Annotated in this window: 19 protein-coding genes and 3 pseudogenes; 16 read left to right on the top strand and 6 right to left on the bottom strand. The window is 67.4% G+C overall.

The annotated features are described in order from the left end of the window. Positions 1 to 145: 145 nt before the first annotated feature. From JYK04_RS01690 to JYK04_RS01675, 4 genes are read left to right on the top strand one after another with little or no spacing between them, the layout of a single operon-like run. The gene (locus JYK04_RS01690) at positions 146 to 898 is read left to right on the top strand and encodes a TnsA-like heteromeric transposase endonuclease subunit (protein ID WP_189747683.1); all 753 of its coding nucleotides are present in this window, start codon (positions 146 to 148) and stop codon (positions 896 to 898) included. After that, positions 895 to 2,940 (top strand): helix-turn-helix domain-containing protein, encoded by a 2,046-nt coding sequence (locus JYK04_RS01685; RefSeq protein ID WP_189747681.1) that lies wholly within the window; start codon positions 895 to 897, stop codon positions 2,938 to 2,940. The genes JYK04_RS01690 and JYK04_RS01685 overlap by 4 nt, the downstream gene beginning before the upstream one ends. Continuing rightward, positions 2,937 to 4,025 carry a TniB family NTP-binding protein gene (locus JYK04_RS01680; protein ID WP_189747679.1) on the top strand — a complete coding sequence of 363 codons (1,089 nt, stop codon included), beginning with the start codon at positions 2,937 to 2,939 and terminating at the stop codon, positions 4,023 to 4,025. The genes JYK04_RS01685 and JYK04_RS01680 overlap by 4 nt, the downstream gene beginning before the upstream one ends. Then, a complete protein-coding gene (locus JYK04_RS01675) occupies positions 4,022 to 6,958 on the top strand; it encodes a TniQ family protein (RefSeq protein WP_189747677.1) in 2,937 nt (978 codons plus the stop codon). The genes JYK04_RS01680 and JYK04_RS01675 overlap by 4 nt, the downstream gene beginning before the upstream one ends. 149 nt (positions 6,959 to 7,107) lie before the next feature. Here the strand turns inward: JYK04_RS01675 and JYK04_RS01670 are convergent, their stop codons facing one another. Continuing rightward, a complete protein-coding gene (locus JYK04_RS01670; RefSeq protein WP_229876918.1) occupies positions 7,108 to 7,458 on the bottom strand; it encodes a hypothetical protein in 351 nt (116 codons plus the stop codon). A gap of 313 nt (positions 7,459 to 7,771) precedes the next feature. On the opposite strand from JYK04_RS01670, the gene JYK04_RS01665 reads away from it, so the two are divergent. From JYK04_RS01665 to JYK04_RS01650, 4 genes are all read left to right on the top strand, one after another. Further along, on the top strand, positions 7,772 to 8,641 hold the full coding sequence (locus tag JYK04_RS01665; protein WP_189747673.1) for an IS5 family transposase: 870 nt from the start codon (positions 7,772 to 7,774) through the stop codon (positions 8,639 to 8,641). Positions 8,642 to 8,714: 73 nt separating this feature from the next. Beyond that, the gene (locus JYK04_RS01660; RefSeq protein WP_189747672.1) at positions 8,715 to 9,044 is read left to right on the top strand and encodes a hypothetical protein; all 330 of its coding nucleotides are present in this window, start codon (positions 8,715 to 8,717) and stop codon (positions 9,042 to 9,044) included. A gap of 140 nt (positions 9,045 to 9,184) precedes the next feature. Next, on the top strand, positions 9,185 to 10,651 hold the full coding sequence (locus JYK04_RS01655) for an NF041680 family putative transposase (RefSeq protein ID WP_189747670.1): 1,467 nt from the start codon (positions 9,185 to 9,187) through the stop codon (positions 10,649 to 10,651). Between the two features lie 648 nt (positions 10,652 to 11,299). Continuing rightward, positions 11,300 to 12,130, top strand: a complete 831-nt coding sequence (locus JYK04_RS01650) for a gluzincin family metallopeptidase (protein ID WP_189747668.1) — start codon at positions 11,300 to 11,302, stop codon at positions 12,128 to 12,130. A 25-nt stretch (positions 12,131 to 12,155) separates the two neighbouring features. Here JYK04_RS01650 and JYK04_RS01645 read toward each other — a convergent pair whose 3' ends face one another. Next, positions 12,156 to 13,217, bottom strand: a complete 1,062-nt coding sequence (locus JYK04_RS01645; protein WP_202186013.1) for an IS630 family transposase — start codon at positions 13,215 to 13,217, stop codon at positions 12,156 to 12,158. 401 nt (positions 13,218 to 13,618) lie between these two features. Between JYK04_RS01645 and JYK04_RS40950 the strand changes: the two are divergent. From JYK04_RS40950 to JYK04_RS01635, 4 genes and pseudogenes are all read left to right on the top strand, one after another. Beyond that, positions 13,619 to 14,065: pseudogene (locus JYK04_RS40950) on the top strand (HNH endonuclease family protein); the annotation flags it as partial. 241 nt (positions 14,066 to 14,306) lie between these two features. Then, positions 14,307 to 14,429: a hypothetical protein gene (locus JYK04_RS41835; RefSeq protein WP_268254191.1), complete on the top strand. Its 123-nt coding sequence runs from the start codon at positions 14,307 to 14,309 to the stop codon at positions 14,427 to 14,429. Positions 14,430 to 14,450: 21 nt separating this feature from the next. Next, a complete protein-coding gene (locus tag JYK04_RS41830; RefSeq protein WP_268254192.1) occupies positions 14,451 to 14,579 on the top strand; it encodes a hypothetical protein in 129 nt (42 codons plus the stop codon). A 96-nt stretch (positions 14,580 to 14,675) separates the two neighbouring features. Then, the gene (locus tag JYK04_RS01635) at positions 14,676 to 15,194 is read left to right on the top strand and encodes an RICIN domain-containing protein (RefSeq protein WP_189748096.1); all 519 of its coding nucleotides are present in this window, start codon (positions 14,676 to 14,678) and stop codon (positions 15,192 to 15,194) included. A gap of 595 nt (positions 15,195 to 15,789) precedes the next feature. On the opposite strand, the gene JYK04_RS01630 is transcribed toward JYK04_RS01635, so the two are convergent. Together JYK04_RS01630 and JYK04_RS01625 are read right to left on the bottom strand one after the other, a co-directional pair. Beyond that, positions 15,790 to 16,143 (bottom strand): DUF6233 domain-containing protein, encoded by a 354-nt coding sequence (locus tag JYK04_RS01630; RefSeq protein ID WP_189748098.1) that lies wholly within the window; start codon positions 16,141 to 16,143, stop codon positions 15,790 to 15,792. A gap of 5 nt (positions 16,144 to 16,148) precedes the next feature. Continuing rightward, positions 16,149 to 16,484, bottom strand: coding sequence for a hypothetical protein (locus JYK04_RS01625; protein ID WP_189748100.1), 336 nt, complete (start codon positions 16,482 to 16,484; stop codon positions 16,149 to 16,151). Between the two features lie 471 nt (positions 16,485 to 16,955). On the opposite strand from JYK04_RS01625, the gene JYK04_RS01620 reads away from it, so the two are divergent. Further along, positions 16,956 to 17,147 (top strand): hypothetical protein, encoded by a 192-nt coding sequence (locus JYK04_RS01620; protein ID WP_189748102.1) that lies wholly within the window; start codon positions 16,956 to 16,958, stop codon positions 17,145 to 17,147. 61 nt (positions 17,148 to 17,208) lie between these two features. Here JYK04_RS01620 and JYK04_RS40945 read toward each other — a convergent pair. Continuing rightward, positions 17,209 to 17,496 (bottom strand): annotated as a pseudogene (locus JYK04_RS40945) (GmrSD restriction endonuclease domain-containing protein); the annotation flags it as partial. Positions 17,497 to 17,676: 180 nt separating this feature from the next. Then, on the bottom strand, positions 17,677 to 17,868 hold the full coding sequence (locus JYK04_RS01615; RefSeq protein ID WP_189748104.1) for a tetratricopeptide repeat protein: 192 nt from the start codon (positions 17,866 to 17,868) through the stop codon (positions 17,677 to 17,679). 92 nt (positions 17,869 to 17,960) lie between these two features. Between JYK04_RS01615 and JYK04_RS01610 the strand changes: the two are divergent. The 3 genes and pseudogenes from JYK04_RS01610 to JYK04_RS01600 form a co-directional block, all read left to right on the top strand. Continuing rightward, positions 17,961 to 18,098, top strand: a pseudogene (locus JYK04_RS01610) (IS5/IS1182 family transposase); the annotation flags it as partial. 371 nt (positions 18,099 to 18,469) lie between these two features. Beyond that, the gene (locus JYK04_RS01605) at positions 18,470 to 19,696 is read left to right on the top strand and encodes a hypothetical protein (protein WP_189748106.1); all 1,227 of its coding nucleotides are present in this window, start codon (positions 18,470 to 18,472) and stop codon (positions 19,694 to 19,696) included. A gap of 101 nt (positions 19,697 to 19,797) precedes the next feature. Next, the gene (locus tag JYK04_RS01600) at positions 19,798 to 20,115 is read left to right on the top strand and encodes an STAS domain-containing protein (RefSeq protein ID WP_189748108.1); all 318 of its coding nucleotides are present in this window, start codon (positions 19,798 to 19,800) and stop codon (positions 20,113 to 20,115) included. Positions 20,116 to 20,703: the final 588 nt, after the last annotated feature.

The raw sequence follows: 20,703 nt of genomic DNA, 5'->3' as shown, positions 1-20,703 counted from the left end.
CGTGCCGTCCCTCGCCCCGGCACCAGCGTCACACTGGCAGTCCGCGGTCCAGCCTTTCGTTTGGTTTGTCCGCTTTTCCGCTCACGTTAGCGCTGGTGGTGGCCAGTGTCCTGGTGTCGACAACATCGGGCACGAAGGGGCGACCATGGGGACTGGTGCAGGCGACGCGGACGCGACAGATTGTCGGACGGTCCGGGTCACGTATCGGCGGGCCAACGGACGGCTGGTCGAGGCCCCTCTCGACCGGATTCCGGTGGACGAGGTCGCCGGCGGACTCCCCGTACGCGAGTTCCGTTGGTACCGGGGCCGGAAACACTATTCGGGCTGGTACCACGCCTCAACGACGGGCCGAATGGTGGCCTACGAGAGCCGGTTGGAGCTCGCCCGCATCCTGATCGCCGACTTCGCCGGTGATATCGCGCAGATCGCGGCCCAGCCCTTCCAACTGGTCGGCTCGGACGGTACGCGCGTCCGCCGCCATGTTCCCGATCTGTTCCTTGTCCACGCCGACGGTCTGGTGACCGTCGTGGACGTCAAAGCCTCCTCACGCATGAAGGATCCCAAGGTGATCGCACAGTTCGACTGGACACGCCAGGTGTGTTCGCACCGCGGCTGGGTCTATGAGACCTGGTCGGGGGCCGAGCCTGCCGTCGTGGAGAACGTGCGCTTCCTGGCCGGCTACAGGCGCCGCGACCTGGTGGAGACCTCGCTCATTGCGCATGTGATGGAGGTCGCCGCGGACCAGTCGACGATCGGCGGTGTCGAGGCCGCGCTGGCCGGACGCCACTCGTGCGAGATCGTCCGTCCGGTCGTCCTGCACCTGGTCTGGTCCGGCCAACTCGTCACCGAACTGCGTGCTCCGCTGAGCCGTGCGAGCCGCATCCGGGTGGCGGCATGAACGCCTACGCGATGGCCCTGTTTCCGGGGGCCCGGCTCTTCTTCGGCGGCGACGTCGTCGAGGTCGAGGACATCGAGGGTCTGCGCACGACGGTCCGCAGCGAGCGGACAGGCGAGTACAGCTCCGTTCCGCTCGGGCGGCTTGCAGCCGGAGCCCGGTCGATCGGTGTTCCCGCGCCGACCGCCTCAAGCGGGGTTGGCCTGCTGCTGGCGGGCTTGTCGGCAGACCAGCGTCAGCGGCTGGAGGAACGGGCGGGGCACGTTCGGGAGGTGCTCAGCGGTTACCGGTCTGGGCATGTCGGCGTTGCTCTGCCGAGCGAGCCCAGGCCCGCCTACGACCCCGATCTTCCGCTGAAGGACCGGTCTGCGGCCAAGGCCGCTGAGCTGGGTGTTTCGGTTCGCACGATTGAGCGGTGGCTGACCGCCTACCGGGAGAGCGGGGAGGCCGGCCTCGTCGATGCCCGGGCGGGGAGGGTCTCCAGCGTCGATCCCCGGTGGGAGGAGGCGGTGCGCCGGGTGATGGCGGAGTCGGCGACCGGCTCGACCCCCACGCGGTCGGCTCTGCTGCTGCGGGCCGAGGAGCGGCTGACCAGTGAGTACGGGAAGGGGACGGTTCCGATCCCGTCGCGGAGCACGGCCTACGCCCGGCTCGCCTGGCTGGCCAAGGGCACGAACGCGGTGTCCGGCAGTGCAAAGGCCCGCCGCTCGATCGCGGAGAGGCCGCAGGGCACCTACGGGCGGCTGCGGGCCACCCGGCCCGGTGAGTACGTCGTGCTCGACACCCAGGACCTGGACATCTACGCCATGGAACCGGTGACCTGCCGCTGGGTTCCGCTTCAGCTCACCGTCGCCCAGGACTTGTTCTCGCGCTGCATCGTCGGCCTTCGGGTGACGGCCTGTTCCACGAAGGCGGTGGACGTTGCCGGAGTGCTGTTCGAGGCGGTCTGTCCTTCCCTGGACGACACGGTCCGGCCCGTGCTCGCTCCTTACCACGGGCTGTGGGACGAGGTGGTGTTCACCGAGGACGGGCTCGCCCCTGGCGGCGGGCTGTGTCCGCCGGAGACGCTGGTCATTGACCACGGGCGGGCGTTCATGTCCGCGCACGTGATCGGCGTCTGCACGCGGCTGGGGATGTCGATTCAGCCGGCCCAGCCGAAGAAGCCCACGGACAAGCCGACCGTCGAGCGCTTCTTCCGCACCTTGCGGGAGGGGCTGATCCAGCACCTTCCCGCCTACAAGGGGCCCGACGTCCACAGCCGCGGGGAGGCGGTCGAGGACGCCGCGTTCTTCTTCATCCACGAGGTGGAGGAGATCATCCGTGAGTGGATCACGGAGGTCTACCACCGGCGTGAGCATGACGGACTGGTCATCCCGCAGTGGCCTAAGCTGTCGCTATCCCCGTTGGAGATGCTGCGCATCGGCCTGGCCCGCGCCGGGCGCCTTCGCATGCCTGCTTCGTCGGACCTGGTCTTTCAGTTCCTCGCGGTCAAGCCGCGCACGATCCAGCACTACGGGGTCGAGGTCGATGGCTTGCGTTACAACGGGCCCGTGCTGGACGGCTACCGCAACGCACCGAGTCCTTACGCCGGTCTCGGGCGGCAGTGGCCGATCCACGTCAACCCTGACGACGTGCGGTTCGTCTACTTCCAGGACCCGGCCGACGACTCCTGGCATCCCCTGTTCTGGGAACACGCTCCGGCGCTGAAGATGGCCTTCAGCGGTGAGGCCGCCGCCTATGCCCGCCGTCTGGCCGCACGCGAGGGCCGGCACATCGACGCCTCGCAGGCCCTGTCGGATCTTCTGGCCCGTTGGGACCAGGGGATGGTCACCGACCGGCGCGAACGCCGCATGGCGGTGCGGCTGTCGGCAGAACGCGGCGCCCTGTCCCTGCCGGTGCTGCCCGAGCAGTCCGGTCCCCTGACGCCTCCGGAGCTGAGGCTGGTGCCCGACCTGCCGGCCGGGGACTGCGATGAGGAGGACGAGCTGTTCGACGCCCCCGAGGGCGACGACTTCTACGCTGACGCCTTCGAGGTGATCGAGTGAGGCAGCCCAACCTGTTCAGCCTCTCCCGCAAGGAGGGCTGGCGCCGCTTCGCCGACGCCCCGCCACGCCAGCGGCCCGAGATCCTGACCCGGGCCCAACTGGCCGCGCTGACCGAGGCGGCAGCCGAGGACTACAACGACTCCCGGCACGACTGGCATGCGAACTTCGGCATCGTCCAGACGCCGCAACTCGCGGGCATCCACGACGAACTCGAACAGATCGTCGCCGCCAACCGGCAGGACGGCGACCGCATCCGTTCCGCCGCCGTCATCGACGCACTGCCGGGCCTGGGCAAGACCACCATCGCCAACCTGTTCGGCCGCGACTTCGACCGCCAGCAGATGCGCCGCCTGTCCACGGTCACCGAGGCCGGACACGAACGCATCCCCGTCTTCCGTGTCGGCCTGACCTCCAACACCACCCTGCGAACCCTGAACCGGATGATCTGCGAGTACTACGGCCACCCTGCCACCGACCGGGCGAACGCCGCCGCCCTGGCTAGCCACGCCCTGGACTGCGTCCTGTCCTGCGAGACCCAGCTCGGCATCATCGACGACATCCACTTCATCGACCTCGACCGCCGCGACGGCCTGGCGGTGTCCAACCACCTCAAGTGGCTCGCCAACGAGCTGCCGGTCACCTTCATCTATGTCGGTGTCGGCCTCGCTGAGCGGCGGTTCTTCGCAGACGGCCTGACCGGCAAGAACGTGGCCCTGGCCCAGACTGCCCGCCGCTGGACCCGCCTGGGTGTCGATCCGTTCCGTCTCGACACCGAGCAGGGCCGACGCCACTGGCGGAGCCTGATCAAGTCCACTGAACGTCAGCTCGTACTCGCCGAGCACCGGCCCGGAAGGCTCCTGCGCCACGCCGACTACCTTTTCGAACGCACCAGCGGGCACATCGGGTCGTACTTCACGCTGCTCATGCGCGGCTGCTACCGCGCGATCCGCACCGGCACGGAAGCCATCACCCGCGAGGTCCTGGACGGCGTCCGGCTCGATGAGGCGTCCGAGCAGGCCCGCAAGCAGCTGGCCGCCACCATGGCTCACGCGAAGATCACTTCCGTGCTCGGTGATGCCTCGTGACCGAAGCACGTGTCCTGCCGCTGCGGATCCCGATCCTGGACGGCGAGAGTCTCGACAGCTGGCTGGAGACGCTGGGCCGCCGCAACGGCCTGACGCTCTCCGCGTTCCTGCGTGTCCTGGGTATGCCCCGGCACCACCTCACCCGCCTGCTGGTCAGCGCCCCGCCCGTCGCCGTGCTGCGCAAGCTGGAGATCCGCACCGGCCTTCCAGCGGGTCGCCTCGATCAGGCGGTGATCGGCAGCGACTTCCCCTTCGGCCCCAGGCGGCAACGACGATGCCGGTTCTGTCCCCAGTGCCTGGCCGAGCGGGAAGGACGGTGGCTGCGGAAGTGGTGGCTGCCCTGGACGTTCGCCTGCACCACGCACGAGGCCCTGCTGCACGACACCTGTTCCGGCTGCGGCGAAGGAGTACGCATCAGGCTCCCCGGACACACTCTGCGGTTCCCGGCGGGAACCTGCACCCTCGGTTCCCGGCTCACGTCGGTCTGCGGCACCGACCTGACCAGCTCCGACGTTCTGCCGCTCGACTCCGATCATCCATTGCTCGCCGCTCAGCACCGCGTCGACGTCCTGCTCGCCACGCCGTCCACGGCCGGCACGGTCCTGGCCGACCTGAACCAGTGCACGCCATGGCTGATGCACACGATCGACGACAACGACATTCAGACGATGGGCCGGACGGTCCGCGAGCGCTGGCGCCGCCGGCCGCTGGCCACCCGGACTCCGGCCGACCGGGTCAAGCCGCTCGACGCCGCCGCCAGCGGTGTCATCGCCCACGCGGCCCTGGCCTTCCTCGACACACCCGACGACGACTCGGCCGTCCACGCTGTCCACGTCCTGCGGTCCCGGCGCGACACCCCGAACAAGGTGATCCCCAAGGCCATGACCGCCGAGCAATGGTCCCGGCTCTCACCAGGCACACGGCGCCGTTTCCTGCACGCCGGCGACCAGATCATGGGCGCTCTGGACCGCGTCCGCTTCTCCTCCTCCACCCCACGCGCCCGCGTTCCCGAACCCGGCGATCGCAGCGCGAGCGCACGCATCCGGAACGTTCCGCAGCTGCTCTGGCCCGGTTGGACAGTGCGGCTCATGCCCCAGGAGGGGATGCAGGAGAACCTGTTCCGCGGCATCGCCGCCGCACTGCTTCTCCTGCCCGGGGAACCTGTCCTTCGGGCACGCGGCGTCACCGACCGCCTTGGACCTCACCTGCCGAGCGCGATGACCGTCACCTTGCAGCGCGCCCTCAAGTCCGGGCACCCGGACGTGCTCACCGCGCTCTGCAACCTCGCCCACTACCTCGACGACCACGGCAGCCCCATCGACTACGAACGCCGACGGCGCCTCGTTCCCGCAGCCCCGATCACCCCCGACCAGTGGCGCGAGCTCTGCTTCCGCACCGGCACCCAGCCCGGTGAACAGCTCAGCGCCAAGACCACCCAGGCCCCCCGTTACCTCAACGCCCAGCGCTATCTCAACCAGCTCCTCACCAGCGCCGACCTCACCGATCCATGCCACCCCCTCGCCCTGCGATCGGCACCCGACCGGTCCCGGTACTTCGCCTTCCCTCCCTCCCTGACCCTCGACCAGCGAGACGCTCTCCATCGGCACGCGCTCGGCGTCCTGCACGACCTGAACATCAACGAGCCCCTGACATGGGAACCGCCACAAAAGTGCGCCGATGGACTCGACCTCCCCGGTCGACACCTCGAAGACATCGAACTGGAAGAAGTACGACGCATCGTCATCACCGAACAGCGGGCCCCCCGAGAGGCGGCCAGGGAGCTGGACACGACCCTCACCCATATCCGGTTCGCACTCGAACAGGTTCCCTGCGAGCCCCGCGAGTGGGGCAGGTCTTCGAGTGTCGGCTCCTGGCGTCTGCACCAGCAGGCCAAGACGGTCCTCACCGCGGACTTCTTGAAAAGCGAGTACGTCGACGGCGACAAGACACTGACCCGAATCGCACGGGAAACCGGCATCCCCCGCCACATCGCCGTCGTCCAAGCCCGCGCCCTCGGCTTCACCGTCCGCCGCACCCGCAAGCCCTTCCCCATCGACGAGACCTGGCTGCGCGAGCAATACCTCACCCGCAAGCGCTCGACCCTCGACATCGCCGAAGAACTCGGCACCGAAGACGAAACAGTCCGCCGGCGCCTCAAGCACCTGAACGTTCCCCTCCGGCCCCCAGGAGTGCACAGCCGCACCATCATGACCAAGATCGACACCAGCCTCCCTCGCGATGTTCGATCCGCCGTCGAGGGCACCCTTCACGGCTGGCTCCGCCTCCACCGCTTCCACATCGCCATGCGCTTCCCGTCCCTCGACAGCGCCGCCCGCCACCTCAAGACCGAACCCAACGCGCTGGTCACACAGTTCCAGCGGCTGGAACGCGACATCGGCAAGAGCCTCTTCACCAGAGCGGCCTTCGGCCGCCCTCAACAGCCCACCCCGCAGGGCCGACGACTGCTTCGAGACCTCGAAACCGATCGTGTCCGGGCCCTGATGACCGCCTCACTTCCGCACGACCCCACCCATGCCCCGCCCGATGACCACGTCCTGGAAGCCGCCCATGCTAAGTTTCGGACCCGCCGCAACCCCGGCCCGCCCACCCCCTTCGACGACATCGCGGTCGAACGCATCCGCATCACAAGGCCAACGCTCGCCCTCCTGCACGATCTGCTCGCCCGACCGAACCAGAAGTTCTACGGAGCCGAGGTCATCGCCCGCACCGGACTCGATCCAGGAACCGTCTATCCCCGGCTCAAGAGGCTCGAACAAGCGGGCTGGCTCACCAGCCGCCTCGAAGACGACATCACCTGGATGAACAGAGCAACCCCAGGCCGCGGCCCCGGCAAACGCCGCACCTTCTACACCCTCACAAGCGAGGGCCGCCGCGCCGCCCGACACGAAACTCAACACCGCGCCACGGCCTGAAGAATCCGACAGATCGGCCGGACAAAGCCCCCGACAAGAAGCCTGGACAGCGCCCCAAAACACCAGGTCACGTCGCCACCGGCCGACAGCTGAAATCGGAACCTACAATACGTGCCCGCCCCTGTTCGGCTGCGGGCACGGGGCCGTGGTCAGCGCTGGATGGTGACGCAAGGGCGTTCGCCGCGGTGGCCGAAGCTGGAGCAGATCCGGTCTCCGTGCCGGAACGACTTGCCCACCTGCCATGTCGCGCGCTCGAACTTGTGCCCGCCGACCTCCAGCGACTCGGTCGCCTTCCACGGCCCCACCGTCCGAACCCGCTTGCCGCCCCGCATCACGAAGACCTCAGCCCGTGCACCCGGGTACCAGCCCTTCAGCAGGGCCCGTACCTCCTTCACCTTCAATCCCTCGCCGATCACGCCGACGCTCACAGGACCCTTGTCAGCGCCCCCACTCGCGTATGCCGGGGCCGTGCCGACCAGCAGCAGTGCCACCGCAGTCATGTAGATCGCTTTCCTCATGACGAGATCAACGGCGCCAGCGCCGGGAAGGGCACTGCTCGGGCAAGGCAGAAGGTACTTGTCAGCTGTCCGTTGTCATCCAACGCAGTCGTCGCGGGTCAGCGACTCGACGCCTATCGTCGAATTGTGCGGCGGAGCTGGTCCTTCCAGGAACGGTGTAGCCGACGCCACCGTGTCCGACTTGGCAGGAAACACCCCATCCTCGACCATGATCAAGAGTGATTGGAGGTGAGACACCTAGGTCGTGTTTTGGAACTGGGGTCCGGGTCTCGCCTCGTGCCGTGATGATCTAGGTGTGGGGCGAGGGGATCTTTCAGATGACCAGTGGGCAGTGCTGGGGCCGTTGTTGCCGGTCACGGTGTTGGGCCGACCGTCGGTGTGCCGACGGCGGTTGATCGACGGGATCCGCTGGCGGGTGCGAACCGGTGCCCCGTGGCGGGATCTGCCGCTGGAGTACGGTCCGTGGCAGACGGTCTATGGGCTCTTCCGGCGCTGGCAGCGCAATGGCGTCTGGTCGTCGGTACTGACCGGGTTGCAGGCCCAGGCGGACGCCGTCGGGCTGATCACCTGGGATGTGAACGTCGATTCCACGATCTGCCGGGCCCATCAACACGCGGCCGGTGCACGTCGGGACGGCCAAGCCCAGAAGGAGCCGCCGGGCGGCCACCAGGCCGAACCGGACGACCACGGCCTGGGCCGGTCCCGCGGGGGCTGGACCACGAAGATTCACCTGGCCTGTGAACAGGGACAGAGGCCGTTATCGCTGCTGGTCACAGCAGGTCAGCGGGGAGACAGCCCACAGTTCACGGCCGTGCTGGAAGCCATCCGGGTTCCGCGTCTCGGCCTGGGCCGGCCACGGGTCCGTCCGGTGCGGGTGCGGGCCGACAACGGGTACTCATCGCGCGCGAACCGTGCCTATCTGCGTCGGCGCGGGATCCGCTGCACGATTCCGGAACCTGCCGATCAGGTCGGCCACCGCAAGCGGCGGGGGATGTCTGGCGGGCGGCCTTCGGCCTTCGACCGTGAGGACTACAAGGCCCGGCACGCGGTCGAGTGCGGCATCAACCGGCTGAAACGGAACCGGGCGGTGGCCACCCGGTTCGACAAGCTCGCGGTCCGATTCGAGGCCACCGTTCTCATCGCCGCGATCAATGAATGGCTGTGACCTGCCAGGAGTGTCGGTCGCGCATGTCATTCTGGCCGCGATCAGGTCAGCGGGTTGAGGGGAGACAGGGCCGATGGGGGCTACGTACTACCGGGCCGAGAGCGAGAGCGGCGACCACATCGAGGACCCGTCCGAGGACGCGCTGTTCATGCTGATCGACGACCTCAACGACTCGGACAACACCTTCGTCGTCATCCAGCCCGATGAAGACGACCCGGTCTGGTTCACCTCCGTCGCGGCCCTGGATGAAGGCGGCTACGAGGTCGTCCGACGCGACACCACCCGCCACGAACACGACGTCGCCACCGAGACCAGCATCAATCACATCGCCCGTGACCTCACGATCTGGATGGCCGCCCGCGACTTCCCCGGACGACCCACCCAGCACACGAGCAACTTCTAAAACATGGCCTAAGCTTGCCGTTTAACGTCCGCCGTCGAACAATGTTCGAATTTGTTCGGTGTTTCCCCAGTTCACCAGATGTGGGAGGGGCCGCGGGACGATCCTGTGCTGAGCGACAACGCAGCACGGAGGCCGGGATCGTGGGACTGGTCGATCATGAGGTTCAACGAGACGCGTTCACGGTGGTGGCGGAGTTCCGGTCGGAGTTATACGCGTGCCTGACTGCGCGGAGCGACGCCCTGTTCGAGCTGTGCGACGCGCTGTTGTGTACCGACGGTCCGGTCCGCACCCTCGTGGACCTGGCGCTCGCTCCCGAGCATCGGCGCGGGCACGGGGCCTTGTACTCCGGAATCAACCACGGCCGGATCGACGTCGCCCGGCTGCGTCGGGCACTGACCGATGTCCCGCTTCCCCGAGCCGCTGACGGTCGGCTGGTGCTGGCGGTAGACGTCTCCCCTTGGTTGCGTCCGGACGCCGACACCTCCTCGGACCGCTCCTTCTGGCATACCTTCGGCCGGGGCCTGGGCAAGCATCAGATGGTGCCCGGCTGGCCGTACTCGATCGTCGCCGCGCTGGAGACCGGCCGGACCTCATGGACCGCGCTGCTGGACGCAATCCGGCTGGAGCCCGGCGCCGACTTGGCCGCGGTCACCGCCGACCAAGTCAGAGACGTCGTCCAACGTCTCGTGGACGCCAGCCAGTGGCGCGACGGGGACCCGAAGGTCTTGGTCGTGCTGGACGCGGGTTACGACGGGCCCCGCATCGCTCACCTCCTGGCCGACCTGCCCGTGGAGGTTCTGGGCAGGCTCCGCTCGGACCGGGTGATGCGTAAGCCCGTTCCGGTGCCGTGGATCTGCCCGCCGCAGGGCGGCCGCCCGCCCAAGCATGGCGGTGAGTTCGTCTTCGGCCGACCCGGGACCTGGGGTGATCCAGACGTGGTCACCCTCAGGGACACCGACAGGTATGGGACGGCGACGGCGCAAGCGTGGGACCGGCTGCATCCCCGGCTGACCCGCCGGGCGGCATGGGGCGATCACGAAGAGCCGCTGCCGATCATCGAGGGCACCGTGATCCGCCTGTCGGTCGAGAAGCTGCCCAGCGGCGGTGTGAACAAGCCCGTCTGGCTGTGGTGGTCGGGCACCGGCGCCGATCCTCAGGAGGTCGATCGCTGTTGGCAGGCGTTCCTTCGCCGGTTCGACGTGGAGCACACCTTCCGACTGCTCAAGCAGACTCTCGGCTGGACCCGGCCCAAACTGCGGGACTCGCAGGCCGCCGACCGCTGGACATGGCTCGTCCTGGCCGCACACGCTCAGCTCCGCCTGGCCCGCCCCCTCGCGCGCGATCTCCGCCGGCCGTGGGAGCGGCCGGCTGAACCGAACAGACTCACCCCTGCCCGAGTCCGTCGCGGGTTCAGGAACCTGCGGGCGAAGACAGGCACGCCAGCCCGTGCACCGAAACCCAGCCGGCCCGGCCCCGGCAGGCCACGAGGATCGAAGAACCGGCGGACCGCCAACCGCTACGACGTCGGACGAGTCCTCGCCACCGGCGAGCCGTACAACCGCCCCGCACACCACAAGAAGGGGACGAAGCCGCGACGAACGGACTGAGCTGCAAGTCAGGTGCCACGGCGCAACCGTCTCTGGCAGGATCACCCCATGACGTTCTACAGAAAGGCCCATGCCGCGTAGACGGCCCGGGCGTGTCCGCGCCGAGCAGTGGCCGCGGCACCGGCTTACCTATCAACCTCCTATCGCTGGCCTGTCCCCGCCCGCTCTTGCCGAAGTTGCCAGGGTCGAGAGGAGCCGGAACTACCTGTGGCCTGGCGTCACGGCCGAGTCCGTGAGGATTTGGCGAGGGTTCGTGCGGGACCCGTACCGCAACCTCTGGAGTGAGTACGAGGACGGCGGCTGCGGTGTGTGGGAATGCTGCGGCAGCCCCTTCGAAGCACGGGAGTTCCTGGATGCCGTGATACACGGCATGTCTCGGCGCCGAGCTCGCGAGCTTCGATTCCTCGTAGACCAACTCGACAACTCGTACTGAGCGACTTCAGGCAGGACGTTAAACGGCAAGCTAAGTGGACAGCACGCTGCTCGGTGCGATTCTGACCGTGATCGGTGGCGTTATTGCCACAGCCCTCACTGCGTGGATGCGCGCGCAACCATGTGCGCACGGCCGCAAGACTGGTGTACGCAGAGCTCGCTCGTAACAGCACAGCCGTTGCGTTCTTCCGAAGGTACGGGTATTGGGATGCTTCCATGCTGACCCGGACCGGTTGGGAGAGCCACGGCGCCATGCTCGCCCGCCAGCATAAGAGCCCGATCTTTGAAGTCACTCTGCGTGGTTACGAGGCATTGGAGATGATCCCCTACTCCGTGGAGGGTGAAATTCCCGAAAGGGTCCGTGATGACATCCTCAGCGAGGCCGCCCAACGGCTCGTCGACGCCATCAACGCTCTTGGGGAAGCCGGGAAGGTCTCCAAGGACCAGATCCAAGAGTCGGTGCGTCGGCTGCAGAACGCGCAGAACGCCGCGACGTCGCTGCGCCTTCCCCCGGGGTCCGGTGTGGTTCCCCCGCCCTTGGTGCAGGAACGGGTACTGGCTGAGAACGGCGAGTGGTGGCTGTCGGTCGACATGCATGTCGAAGTTCCGGAGACGCGGCCGCGCCTAAGCACACCAGCAACTGCCGAGATGCAACACATCGTCTACGACGCCCAAGGGCGCCAGGCGTACCACTGGAAGCAACTGCCCGTGCTTCGAAAGTCAGGAGACGAACCGGTTGGCGATCCCGCCATCGATGACGCCTATGACGGGCTAGTGGCAGCTTCGACGTTCCTGCGTGAGTCGTTCGACCGCGACTTTATCGGGAAGCCTGGGGTACCGATCAGGGCGATCGTTCACTTCGGTAAGAACTTCCGTAACGCCGCCTGGGATGGCCAGGCTGTCTTGCTCGGCGACGGGGACGACCAGACCTTCTCTCGTTTCAGCAAGTGCGTCGAGGTCATCGCAATGGAAGTTTTCAAGGGTCTGCCCGAGTTGTCACCGCTGTCGTACTCGAAGCAGAGCGGGGCGGTGGGTGTCTCCACGTAATCCGAGGTCCCCACTCGGTTATTGATCAGAAACTCAAGGGGTTCTCGTCGAGGACGTAGCGGACGTGCGGGCCGCCGAAGTAACCGCGGACGATGTGTGGTTGACGCTGGCGCCTGTGGAAGAATCTGCGGGTTTCGGCGGCGAGTTCGGCCTGGTTCCTGGCCCGGTGGGTGTGGGGCAGGCTGCGTTTGAGGTCGGCGTTGACCAGCTCGTCGGGGTTCAGCTCGGGTGAGTACGAGGGCAGGAAGTGCAGCTCGATCTGGTCCTGGTGGTCGGCGAGCCAGGCCCGGACTGTCTTCGAGCGGTGGGCCGAGTGCCTGTCGACGATCAGGTGGATCTTCCGGTCGAAGTGCCCGACGAGCCGGACGAGGAAGCGGCACATGACCTTCGCGTCGAACGACTCGGTGAAGACCATGAAGTGCATCCGGCCGCGGGTGCTGATCGCGGACATCGCGTTCACGGAGAACCGGTTCCCGGTGCGGCGGACGATGGGAGTCGTGCCCTTGGCGCCCCAGGTGCGGCCGGTGACCTGGTCCGAGCGGACCCCGACCTGGTCGCCGAAGAGAACTTCGCCGTTCTCCGCCTTCGCCCTGGCCCGGATCGCCGGCCAGGTTTCCTCGTGCCAGACCCGGACCGCTTCCGCGTCCTGCTCGACCGCCCGTTTGTCCGGACGCTGGAAGGTCAGCCCCCAACGCTTGAGGTACTTGCCCACCCCGGGCTCGGTGAAGCGGACCCCGTACAGCTTGAAGACCAGCTCGCCTATCTGCCCCCGCGTCCACAACTGACCAGAAAGTCCCACGTCGGAGGGGACGTGATCGAGGACAGCCTGCCGAACGGCGGCCTGCTCGGCCTCAGACAGGACCTGGTGCTCACCCACGCGACGGCCTCGTGGGCGGGACAGCAGTGCGTCCCGGCCGCCGGCTTGCCACTTCGCCCACCAGTTGTCCACGGCCTTGACCGACACCTTGAACAGGGCGGCAACCTCAACCCGGTCCCGGCCCTCCACCAGAGCCGACACCGCCAGCAACCGCACAGCCTCCTGCGCATCCGGCGACCAGGCCCGCGCATCCCCCACCAGATCACTCACACACCATCAACGAGCCTGAACCCAAAGCGTTTCGGATCAATAGCAACGGTCGGCAGTTCGTGCAGAACGGATGGCTGTGGAACTCTTGGTTCGCGCCGGGCGGTGAGGTGCCGATAGGCAGCACCACCTGGTGACAGCGGTCCCGTCAAGAATTGACGCTTGATCAGCGGTCGCGTAGCGGGTACCCGGACCGGAAAACTCGGGTACCCGCTCGAGCTGGCTCGTGATTATCGGCCGGTTCGAAACAGGCGGATCTGGTGATCACTCGTTGGGGTGCTTCCGGGACAACGGTACAGCCTTCGCGTGATCCTGAATTGGATGCCGTCTGCGGTGGCACGTACGGAGCAGGACTTCGTGAGCAACACAACCGCCTGGCCCCGGGGCCAGGCAAAGCGACACGCACCCGCCAGGAGGTGCTCCTGGCGGAGGCGGTCGTGTATCCGGGGAGATCGGGCCGGGCTGCACCCTGACCGGGGGTGTGTGGTGGTCGTACTACGACGAGCGGGAGGTGACGGCGGCTGTGGCGCTGGACATCGACCACATGGAGCCGCTTGCCGAGGCCTGGGACTCGGGGGCGTCGGCGTGGACGGCGGCGCGGCGCGAGGCGTACGCGAACGACCAGGGCCAGCCGGCCTCCCTGGTCGCCGTCACTCGAACCGGTCAAGGGCGGATCAGGATCCGGCGGAGTGGCTGCCGCCGTCCGCGGATGCGCTGTGCCGGTACGGCGCTGAGTGGACCGCGACCAAGCTCGGGTGGGGTCTTGCGGTCGATGAGGCGGAGAAGGACCGGCTGCTCGACATCGCGGCGGTTGCGGCGGCACTGACGTGGAGTTCACCCCCGCCCCGTAAGACAGCCCGAAGGTGAGGGCCGGCGCCTCGACAGGTGGCGGCCCTTTGCCGTTCTCCTCAGCCTACTGATCCGGTCGTTGTGCATGACCAGCGACTTCGCGCCTGGTCCCGCCAACACTGCTGCGGCTCGCTGTGCATTGAGGCACCGGAAGCCCACCGTCACCATGCAGTACTACACCTGGTGGGGGGGGCGCCCTGTCCTACGTTTGTCACACCCTTCGGGGGGCGGAAGGGGAGAGACATGAAGAAGACCATCGTCGCGCTGCTGACGGCAGCGTTTGCTATCAACGCCCTGGCTGCCGCAGGCACTGGGTCAGACCACGGATCGACCGTCCAGGCCGGAGTCATCGCAGCCCATCCGTAGTAATCGAACACAGGGAGAACCATGAAGAACCGTATCCGTACTCTGCTGGCCGCCGCGCTCGTCGCGGGCGCCCTCGTCACCGGCGGCGCCGCCGCAGCCACGAGCGGCGAGACCACCGTGCAGGCGGGGTCCATCAACTCGCATCCGTAGCGGCGAGGAACGGGGGACAGGAGCCGCACCGGTTGTTGTGGCCCCGAGCGCAATCCAATCATTGATGATCTTGCAAACTCTCATGAGGTAGGACCTGTGAACAAGAAGATGTGGGCCTCTTCGCTGGTAAGCCTCACACTTGCCGCTGGGACCGTGCTCACCACTGCATCTCAGGCATCGGCAGCGAGCTCGGTGATCTACAACAGCAGCTATGGCTGCATCGGCACCATCAAGAGGTACGACGCCATGAAGACGGGCGTACTCTGGGGCTGCAACGCCAACGCCGACCAGCGGTGGACCCGCAACGTCGAACTCAACGTCGAGGGGTACGAGGTCTTCACGATGAAGAATGCCCTCAACGAATGCCTCGGTACGTGGGGTGGACGTACGGAACTCAATACTGAGGTTGCCGCCTGGTCGTGTAACGGCAACGACGATCAGAAGTGGTTCACCTACCAGCCCGCTGGCAAGACCACCGTGAATATCTGCAACTGGAAGGCGGAGCTCGAAGGCTCCAGGCGGTGCATCGGCACGAGGAACGGCTCTGTGGCCAATGGCACTGACCTGATCATTTGGCACCAGAACTCGAACGCTGACCAGCAGTGGTGGGTCTGACGCACCCGAGCCGGTGGCCCATCCCGACGGCCTGACGGCGGGGCTGGGCAGGGGTGGGGGGAGGGTCTGGACCGCGGTCGAATGCCCTCTACTTGCTCGGGCCAGAGCAAGGTGGGGGCCTGACGGTCGAGGAACGGATCGTTCTTGGGCCGTCTCTGCCACCGGATGCGCACCGGTGGCAGGGATGGCCCCCGGCAGGCTTTCGTCTCGCGTGGGACATGCGTCTTGAGATCAACGTGTCATCGACCTGTGCGTCGGAATTGGGCGGCTTGCGGACGCCGCCCGTGACAGATGGGTACGCGAGTGGGAGGGAGCCGAACCGCGCGAGATCGTGTGCGTGGAGCGGAACCCGGAGTACGTCGCCGTCGGGAAGAGGGTCCTGCCCGATGCCCGGTGGATCTGCGCCGACATCGTGACCATGGACACCAAGACTCTCGGCTTGGGCGGATTCGACTACGCGGTAGCCAACCCGCCATACGGGCCCCGTGTCCAGCGAGCGGGGGCGGGCCCCGCTATCAAGGCAGCCGGTTTGAGTTCCACGCCATCGACGTAGAGTCGACTGTGGCCCGCGCCGGCCGGCGGGCGCTCGGTCGGTTCAGGCTTCCAGCATCCCCAGCCCGGAGTCGGCCCGGCAGATCGCACACGCCTCCACCCCCTGCGCGAGGGCCTGGACAGCCTGCTCGCGGGAGGCGGGGCGGGAGCGCGCCATGCCCATGGAGCAGTCCCCGGTGTGCACCATCACGGGCCGGCGTACCGCGCCGATGCCGTACTGGATCCGCCACTCGACCTCGGGCACGGGACGGTGCTCGGTTGCGGCCAGGCGCTGGTCGCGGCGGGCCTCGGCGATCAGCGTGCGGACTTCGATCAGGAGCGCGTGGAGCTGCTGCTCCACCACCTCGAGCCGGGCCAGATCCGGTGGGAAGAGAGCGCGCGGATCACGCCCGGCCACGGCAGCTACCCCGCAGCCGGCTCGTGAGCCCGCTTGAGCGCCATCCGGGCGGCCACGACCTTCTCCCGCTCCACGCTCTGCCAGAACGCGTCCGTCATCACGACGCCGGTCAGCCGCCGCAGGCGGCGCTCCAGCCGCCCCAGCGTCACCTGCTGCTCCGGGGTGTAGCCGGGGCTGGCCGGTACGTCGCCGCGCGGGGAGTAGCGGCCCTCCTGGACCGTCCAGCCGGGGAGGGGCTCCGCCGACCAGGGCAGGGTGGCGCACAGGGCGGTGTGGTCGGCGCGGACGCGGTGGAGCTGTGCCTGCAGGGCCCGCAGATGGGGAGGGAAGTCGAAGGACATGCCGACATCGTACGTCCGTTCGAATCAACGCGGCCACACGCCGCGTCCGCACCGAAAATCGAACAGCTGATGTAATCAAGCCATGGCGCAAAACCGTTTCTCGGAGGATTTGATCAAGCTCAAGCAGCAGCAGATCCGCACCTTCAACCGCCTGGCCCTGCAGCCGGCGACGGCAACGCCGAGCTCCGGAGCGAGCTGACCAGGCTCTTCTGCCTCATCGGCTCCCACCCCCACTGGCAGAGCGAGCCCCTAACCGGCCGGGCGCGCTCCGACCTGCACCACCAGGCCGTCGCTGCACCCGGCGGGGAACCCGAGCTCGTCGTGGAGTACCGCGACGGAGAGTTCACGGTCCGCACGCCCGCGCCCCCGGCTGCCAGCCCCCTGAATGCGCCATGCGTTCCTGCTTCGGACCGGACCGCACCGCGGGGCCGGACGGGGTGACGTGATGGGCGGTTCGGCGTTGTTGCCTGCATGGACGAGATGCTGGACGTGCTCCTCGACGGGGTCACTGAGCCGCGCCTGAAACTGATCAGCGGGGACGAGGCGCGGGCCCTGATGATCCTCCTCGGGGTGCTCGACGACGACGCGCAGCCCGAGGAGGTCCGTCACGCGGCCGGGGAGATGCGCTTTCGCATCGGCTCCCGACTGGCCCTGCCTCTGTAGCCGGCCGCCGGGAGAAGTGGGGCATGGGAGCGGTGCGGGCCCGGTCCGCCCGCCGCGATGATCACGGGGCCGGCTCGTAGACGACGGTGGTGTTCGGGCAGTCCTCCGCGACACCGAGCAGGGCCTGGCGTTCGGCGTCGTCAGCGGAGAGGTTCCAGCGCAGCTTCGTCGCGGTCCACTGGGCGGCGTACTCGCAGTGATAGCCGCCGGCCGGGGGAAGCCACTGGGCGGGGTCCTTGTCGGCCTTGGACCGGTTCGACTTCGCGGTGACCGCGATCAGCGTCAGCGGGGACGCCTGGTCGTTCGCGTACGCCTCACGCCGGGCCGCGTCCCACGCGAAGCCACCAGCTGGCGGGAAGCGTCATTCCAAACGTGCGCTATTCCTCCGGCCCGCCCCTTGACGCGCAGAGGGTGGATGGTCTGCAACTGGTGTCACGTTGCGCTGAGGGGGATGACGCTGGGCTGCTCGGAATGCGCACGCCTGGCCTGCTGGACTACGGTCCGAGGGCTTCGGGCCAGGCTGCTACTTTCAGAGATTGTCGTAGATCGCTTTCAAGACTATTGGGTTGGCTCCGGCCAGTACGCGGTAAAGCTCGGCGGCATCCTCGATTGCCGTCAGGCTCTCCTCCCGCCGCCCTACCGCACGCAGATTGACGGCCAGGTTGTTCAGGGACTGCGCGAGGTGGGGCAGGTACGCGTCCGGGTTGGCCCCGGCCAGCATGCCGCGGATGCCGACGGCTTCCTCGAAAGCGGCTAGCGCGTGTCTCTTTGATCGGTTGGTCAGTTGATCGGATGTGTCCGTCCGATTAGCGCCTGGTCGTCGTCGGCTGTCCCCTGCCCGGGAAGCGCAACGACTGCAAGGCATGAGAGGAATCCGGTGCCAAAGCCGCCGTCGGCAGGACGCTCACGATCGCGGACGGCGGCTATCCCGGCACCAAACTCGTCATGCCCCCCGACGCCGTGAGAGCTCGTAAGGTCGGCAGGGCTGATGCGTTCTCAGGTTGTGAGATGAAGTAGCTCGCACGCGTGGGCGCGGCGCTCGTGACATGATTTTGTTGAAGTGTTCTGTTCGCCGTGGCCATGTGACTATTCCGCCGTTCACTGCCCACAAGCTCTCACGCTGTCAGTCCGCTACTTCGGCCGTACGCCCTTCCGTCGCACCCATCCGTATGCAGTTCCGAGTGTCGTGAGTGGAGCTGCATGATGCCCGTGGAGTCCGAGGGTAAATCTGTCGTGCCCATCTAGCGCCCAAATTCCTCCCCTACCCCGTTGAGGGAAGTTGCCGTGGAGGTCTGGTCGCTTGGACCAAAGAAGGGACACTCATGAAGAAGCGTTTGGTGCTCGCCGGATCCGCCCTGGTGGCTAGCCTCGGTATGGGGGTGTCGGCGGTACCCGCCCTGGCGGCCCAGATCGACGTGACGATCGGCTGCAGCGCGAACGGGTTCCAGGACCTCATCGACGCCATTAACGCGGCGAACGGCAACAGCGGCGGCACCATCAAGCTGGCCAAGCACTGTGCCTACCAGTTCGAGAACTCCGTCGACGGCACCAATGCACTGCCCCCGATCACCAGTGACATCAAGATCATTGGCAACGGCTCGACGCTGATCCGCTCGGCACGGGGCACCGAGTTCCGGATTCTCCGCGTCGAGGAGGGCGGCAGCCTCACCCTCAAGGACCTCACTGTGACCGGCGGCTACCTCAACGTCAACCCCAGCGAGGCCGACGGCGGAGGGATCGCCAACGAAGGCACACTCAGGCTAGAGAGGGTCACGGTCTCCGGCAACCAAGTCTCCGGCGACGGTGGCGGCATCTCCAACGAGGGCGGCAACATCACGCTGGTGGACAGCCACGTCCTCACCAACGTTGCCTTCAGCGACCCAGCCTCCGGCGAAGCCGGAGACGGCGGCGGCATCAGCAACAACGCGGCCGGAACCCTCACCGTCAAGAAATCCGCCATCGTCGGCAACACCGCCCAGGAGGACGGGGGCGGCATCCAGAACCACGGTACGCTGACCGTCGAGGGCACCCTCTTCCAAAAGAACGTGGCACGTGACGACGACGGCGCAGCCATCAACCAACTGGGCAACGCCAGGATCAAGGACAGCAAGTTCATCGAGAACTGGGCCGGCCTCGACGGCGGCGCCATCAACAGCGATCCCACGGACACCAACACGACGGAAATCACGGGCAGCTCTTTTTACCGCAACAGGGCCGGCAAATGGGGTGGTGCGCTCAACAACGAGGGCACGGCGACCCTGAAGAAGAGCACGATCAAGGACAACCAGGCCGGCCGGCGCGGCGGTGGTATCAACAATGAGGAGGAGAGCGCCGCGGACCCGGTGGTGCTGACCCTCGAGCACACGACAGTCACCGAGAACCGCGCCGCAGAAGCGGGTGGCGGCATCTACAACTGGGTCGGCGCCGAAGTCATCCTGAACAAGAGCAAGATCGTCAAGAACCTGCCCGACAACTGCGCCGGAGACCCCGTCCCCGGTTGCAGCTCAAACAGTGACCACGCCAAGGCCAAGGCCGCCAAAAGGAGCTGACCACCCGGCTGGGACTCGGCCAGCTGCTGAGAGATCGTATCGACATCTTGGTGTGATGTCCTGGTTGGCCGTGCCCGATGTCATGATTCGGTCGTTCGTGAGTGGGTGAGCAACCCACCCGCGGCACCACCCTGCTCGTCCACCTGGCCGGCGAGATCGACCACTTCAGGGCCGCCCCGCTTCGGGCGCTCCTGGCCTCGGCGGCCGACGACGGCTACACCGGCCTCGTGCTGGACACCGAGCGGGTAACCTTCGCCGACTCCGGCTTCCTGGCCGTCCTCGACTGGTGGCCCCGCCACGGGCGTCGCCTCAGGCTCGCCAACCGTTCCCGGGCCGTGAGACGCCTCCTGCACGCGGCCTCCGCTGCGACACAGCAGCCGGCGCAGGCTGTCTCACCGACGGCGGCGGCAACATCGTGACGTTCATACTCCTGACCTGCACCCCGATGCTCGCGGCGGTCCTCCTGCTGCACTGGGAACCTCGTGAACCCCGGCAGAGGCGGTCCACCCCGGCCGCCTCGGCGCACACCCCGCAGGAACCTGATCCACTGCCCGCTGGCGCCCCCGTTGTTTGGCGCGATGGCGTAACCCCAGATAGGGGGCGGGCCCGCGATAGCTGCGGGACCGCCCCCTATCTTGTCTCGTCCTCGAATTCCGAGCCCTGATCAATCAGCAAGAGGGGCCCGGGCGCGGGCCCGGTCAGCCGAAGCTTCGCCTGCGATCTCCGGTCTGCTGCAGTGGGACGTTGTGCAGCCGGTGGGAAGAACGCCTGCTCGGGCTGGCCCTGCGTACGTCCTCATCGCAGGACCGGGCTGCGGCCTGGTCGGATTCCGCGGGTGCCACCGCCGGCGCGAGCGCGATCGCAGCGATGACTGCCGAGGGGCGGTGGCGAGGTGGTCATCGGCGAGGCGGGTGGCCGTGGCGGCCTGGCGCCACCAGTCGCCGCCGGTGCGGGCAAGGAGCAGGAGTTTGAGCGGGGTGGTGCCGGCGTGGTCGGCGGCGGCCTCG

Origin of the sequence: Streptomyces nojiriensis (assembly GCF_017639205.1) — a bacterium.
Taxonomy (GTDB): domain Bacteria; phylum Actinomycetota; class Actinomycetes; order Streptomycetales; family Streptomycetaceae; genus Streptomyces; species Streptomyces nojiriensis.
The sequence above is the reverse complement of the archived record's forward strand: the minus strand, read 5'-3'. Positions and strand labels throughout refer to the sequence as shown.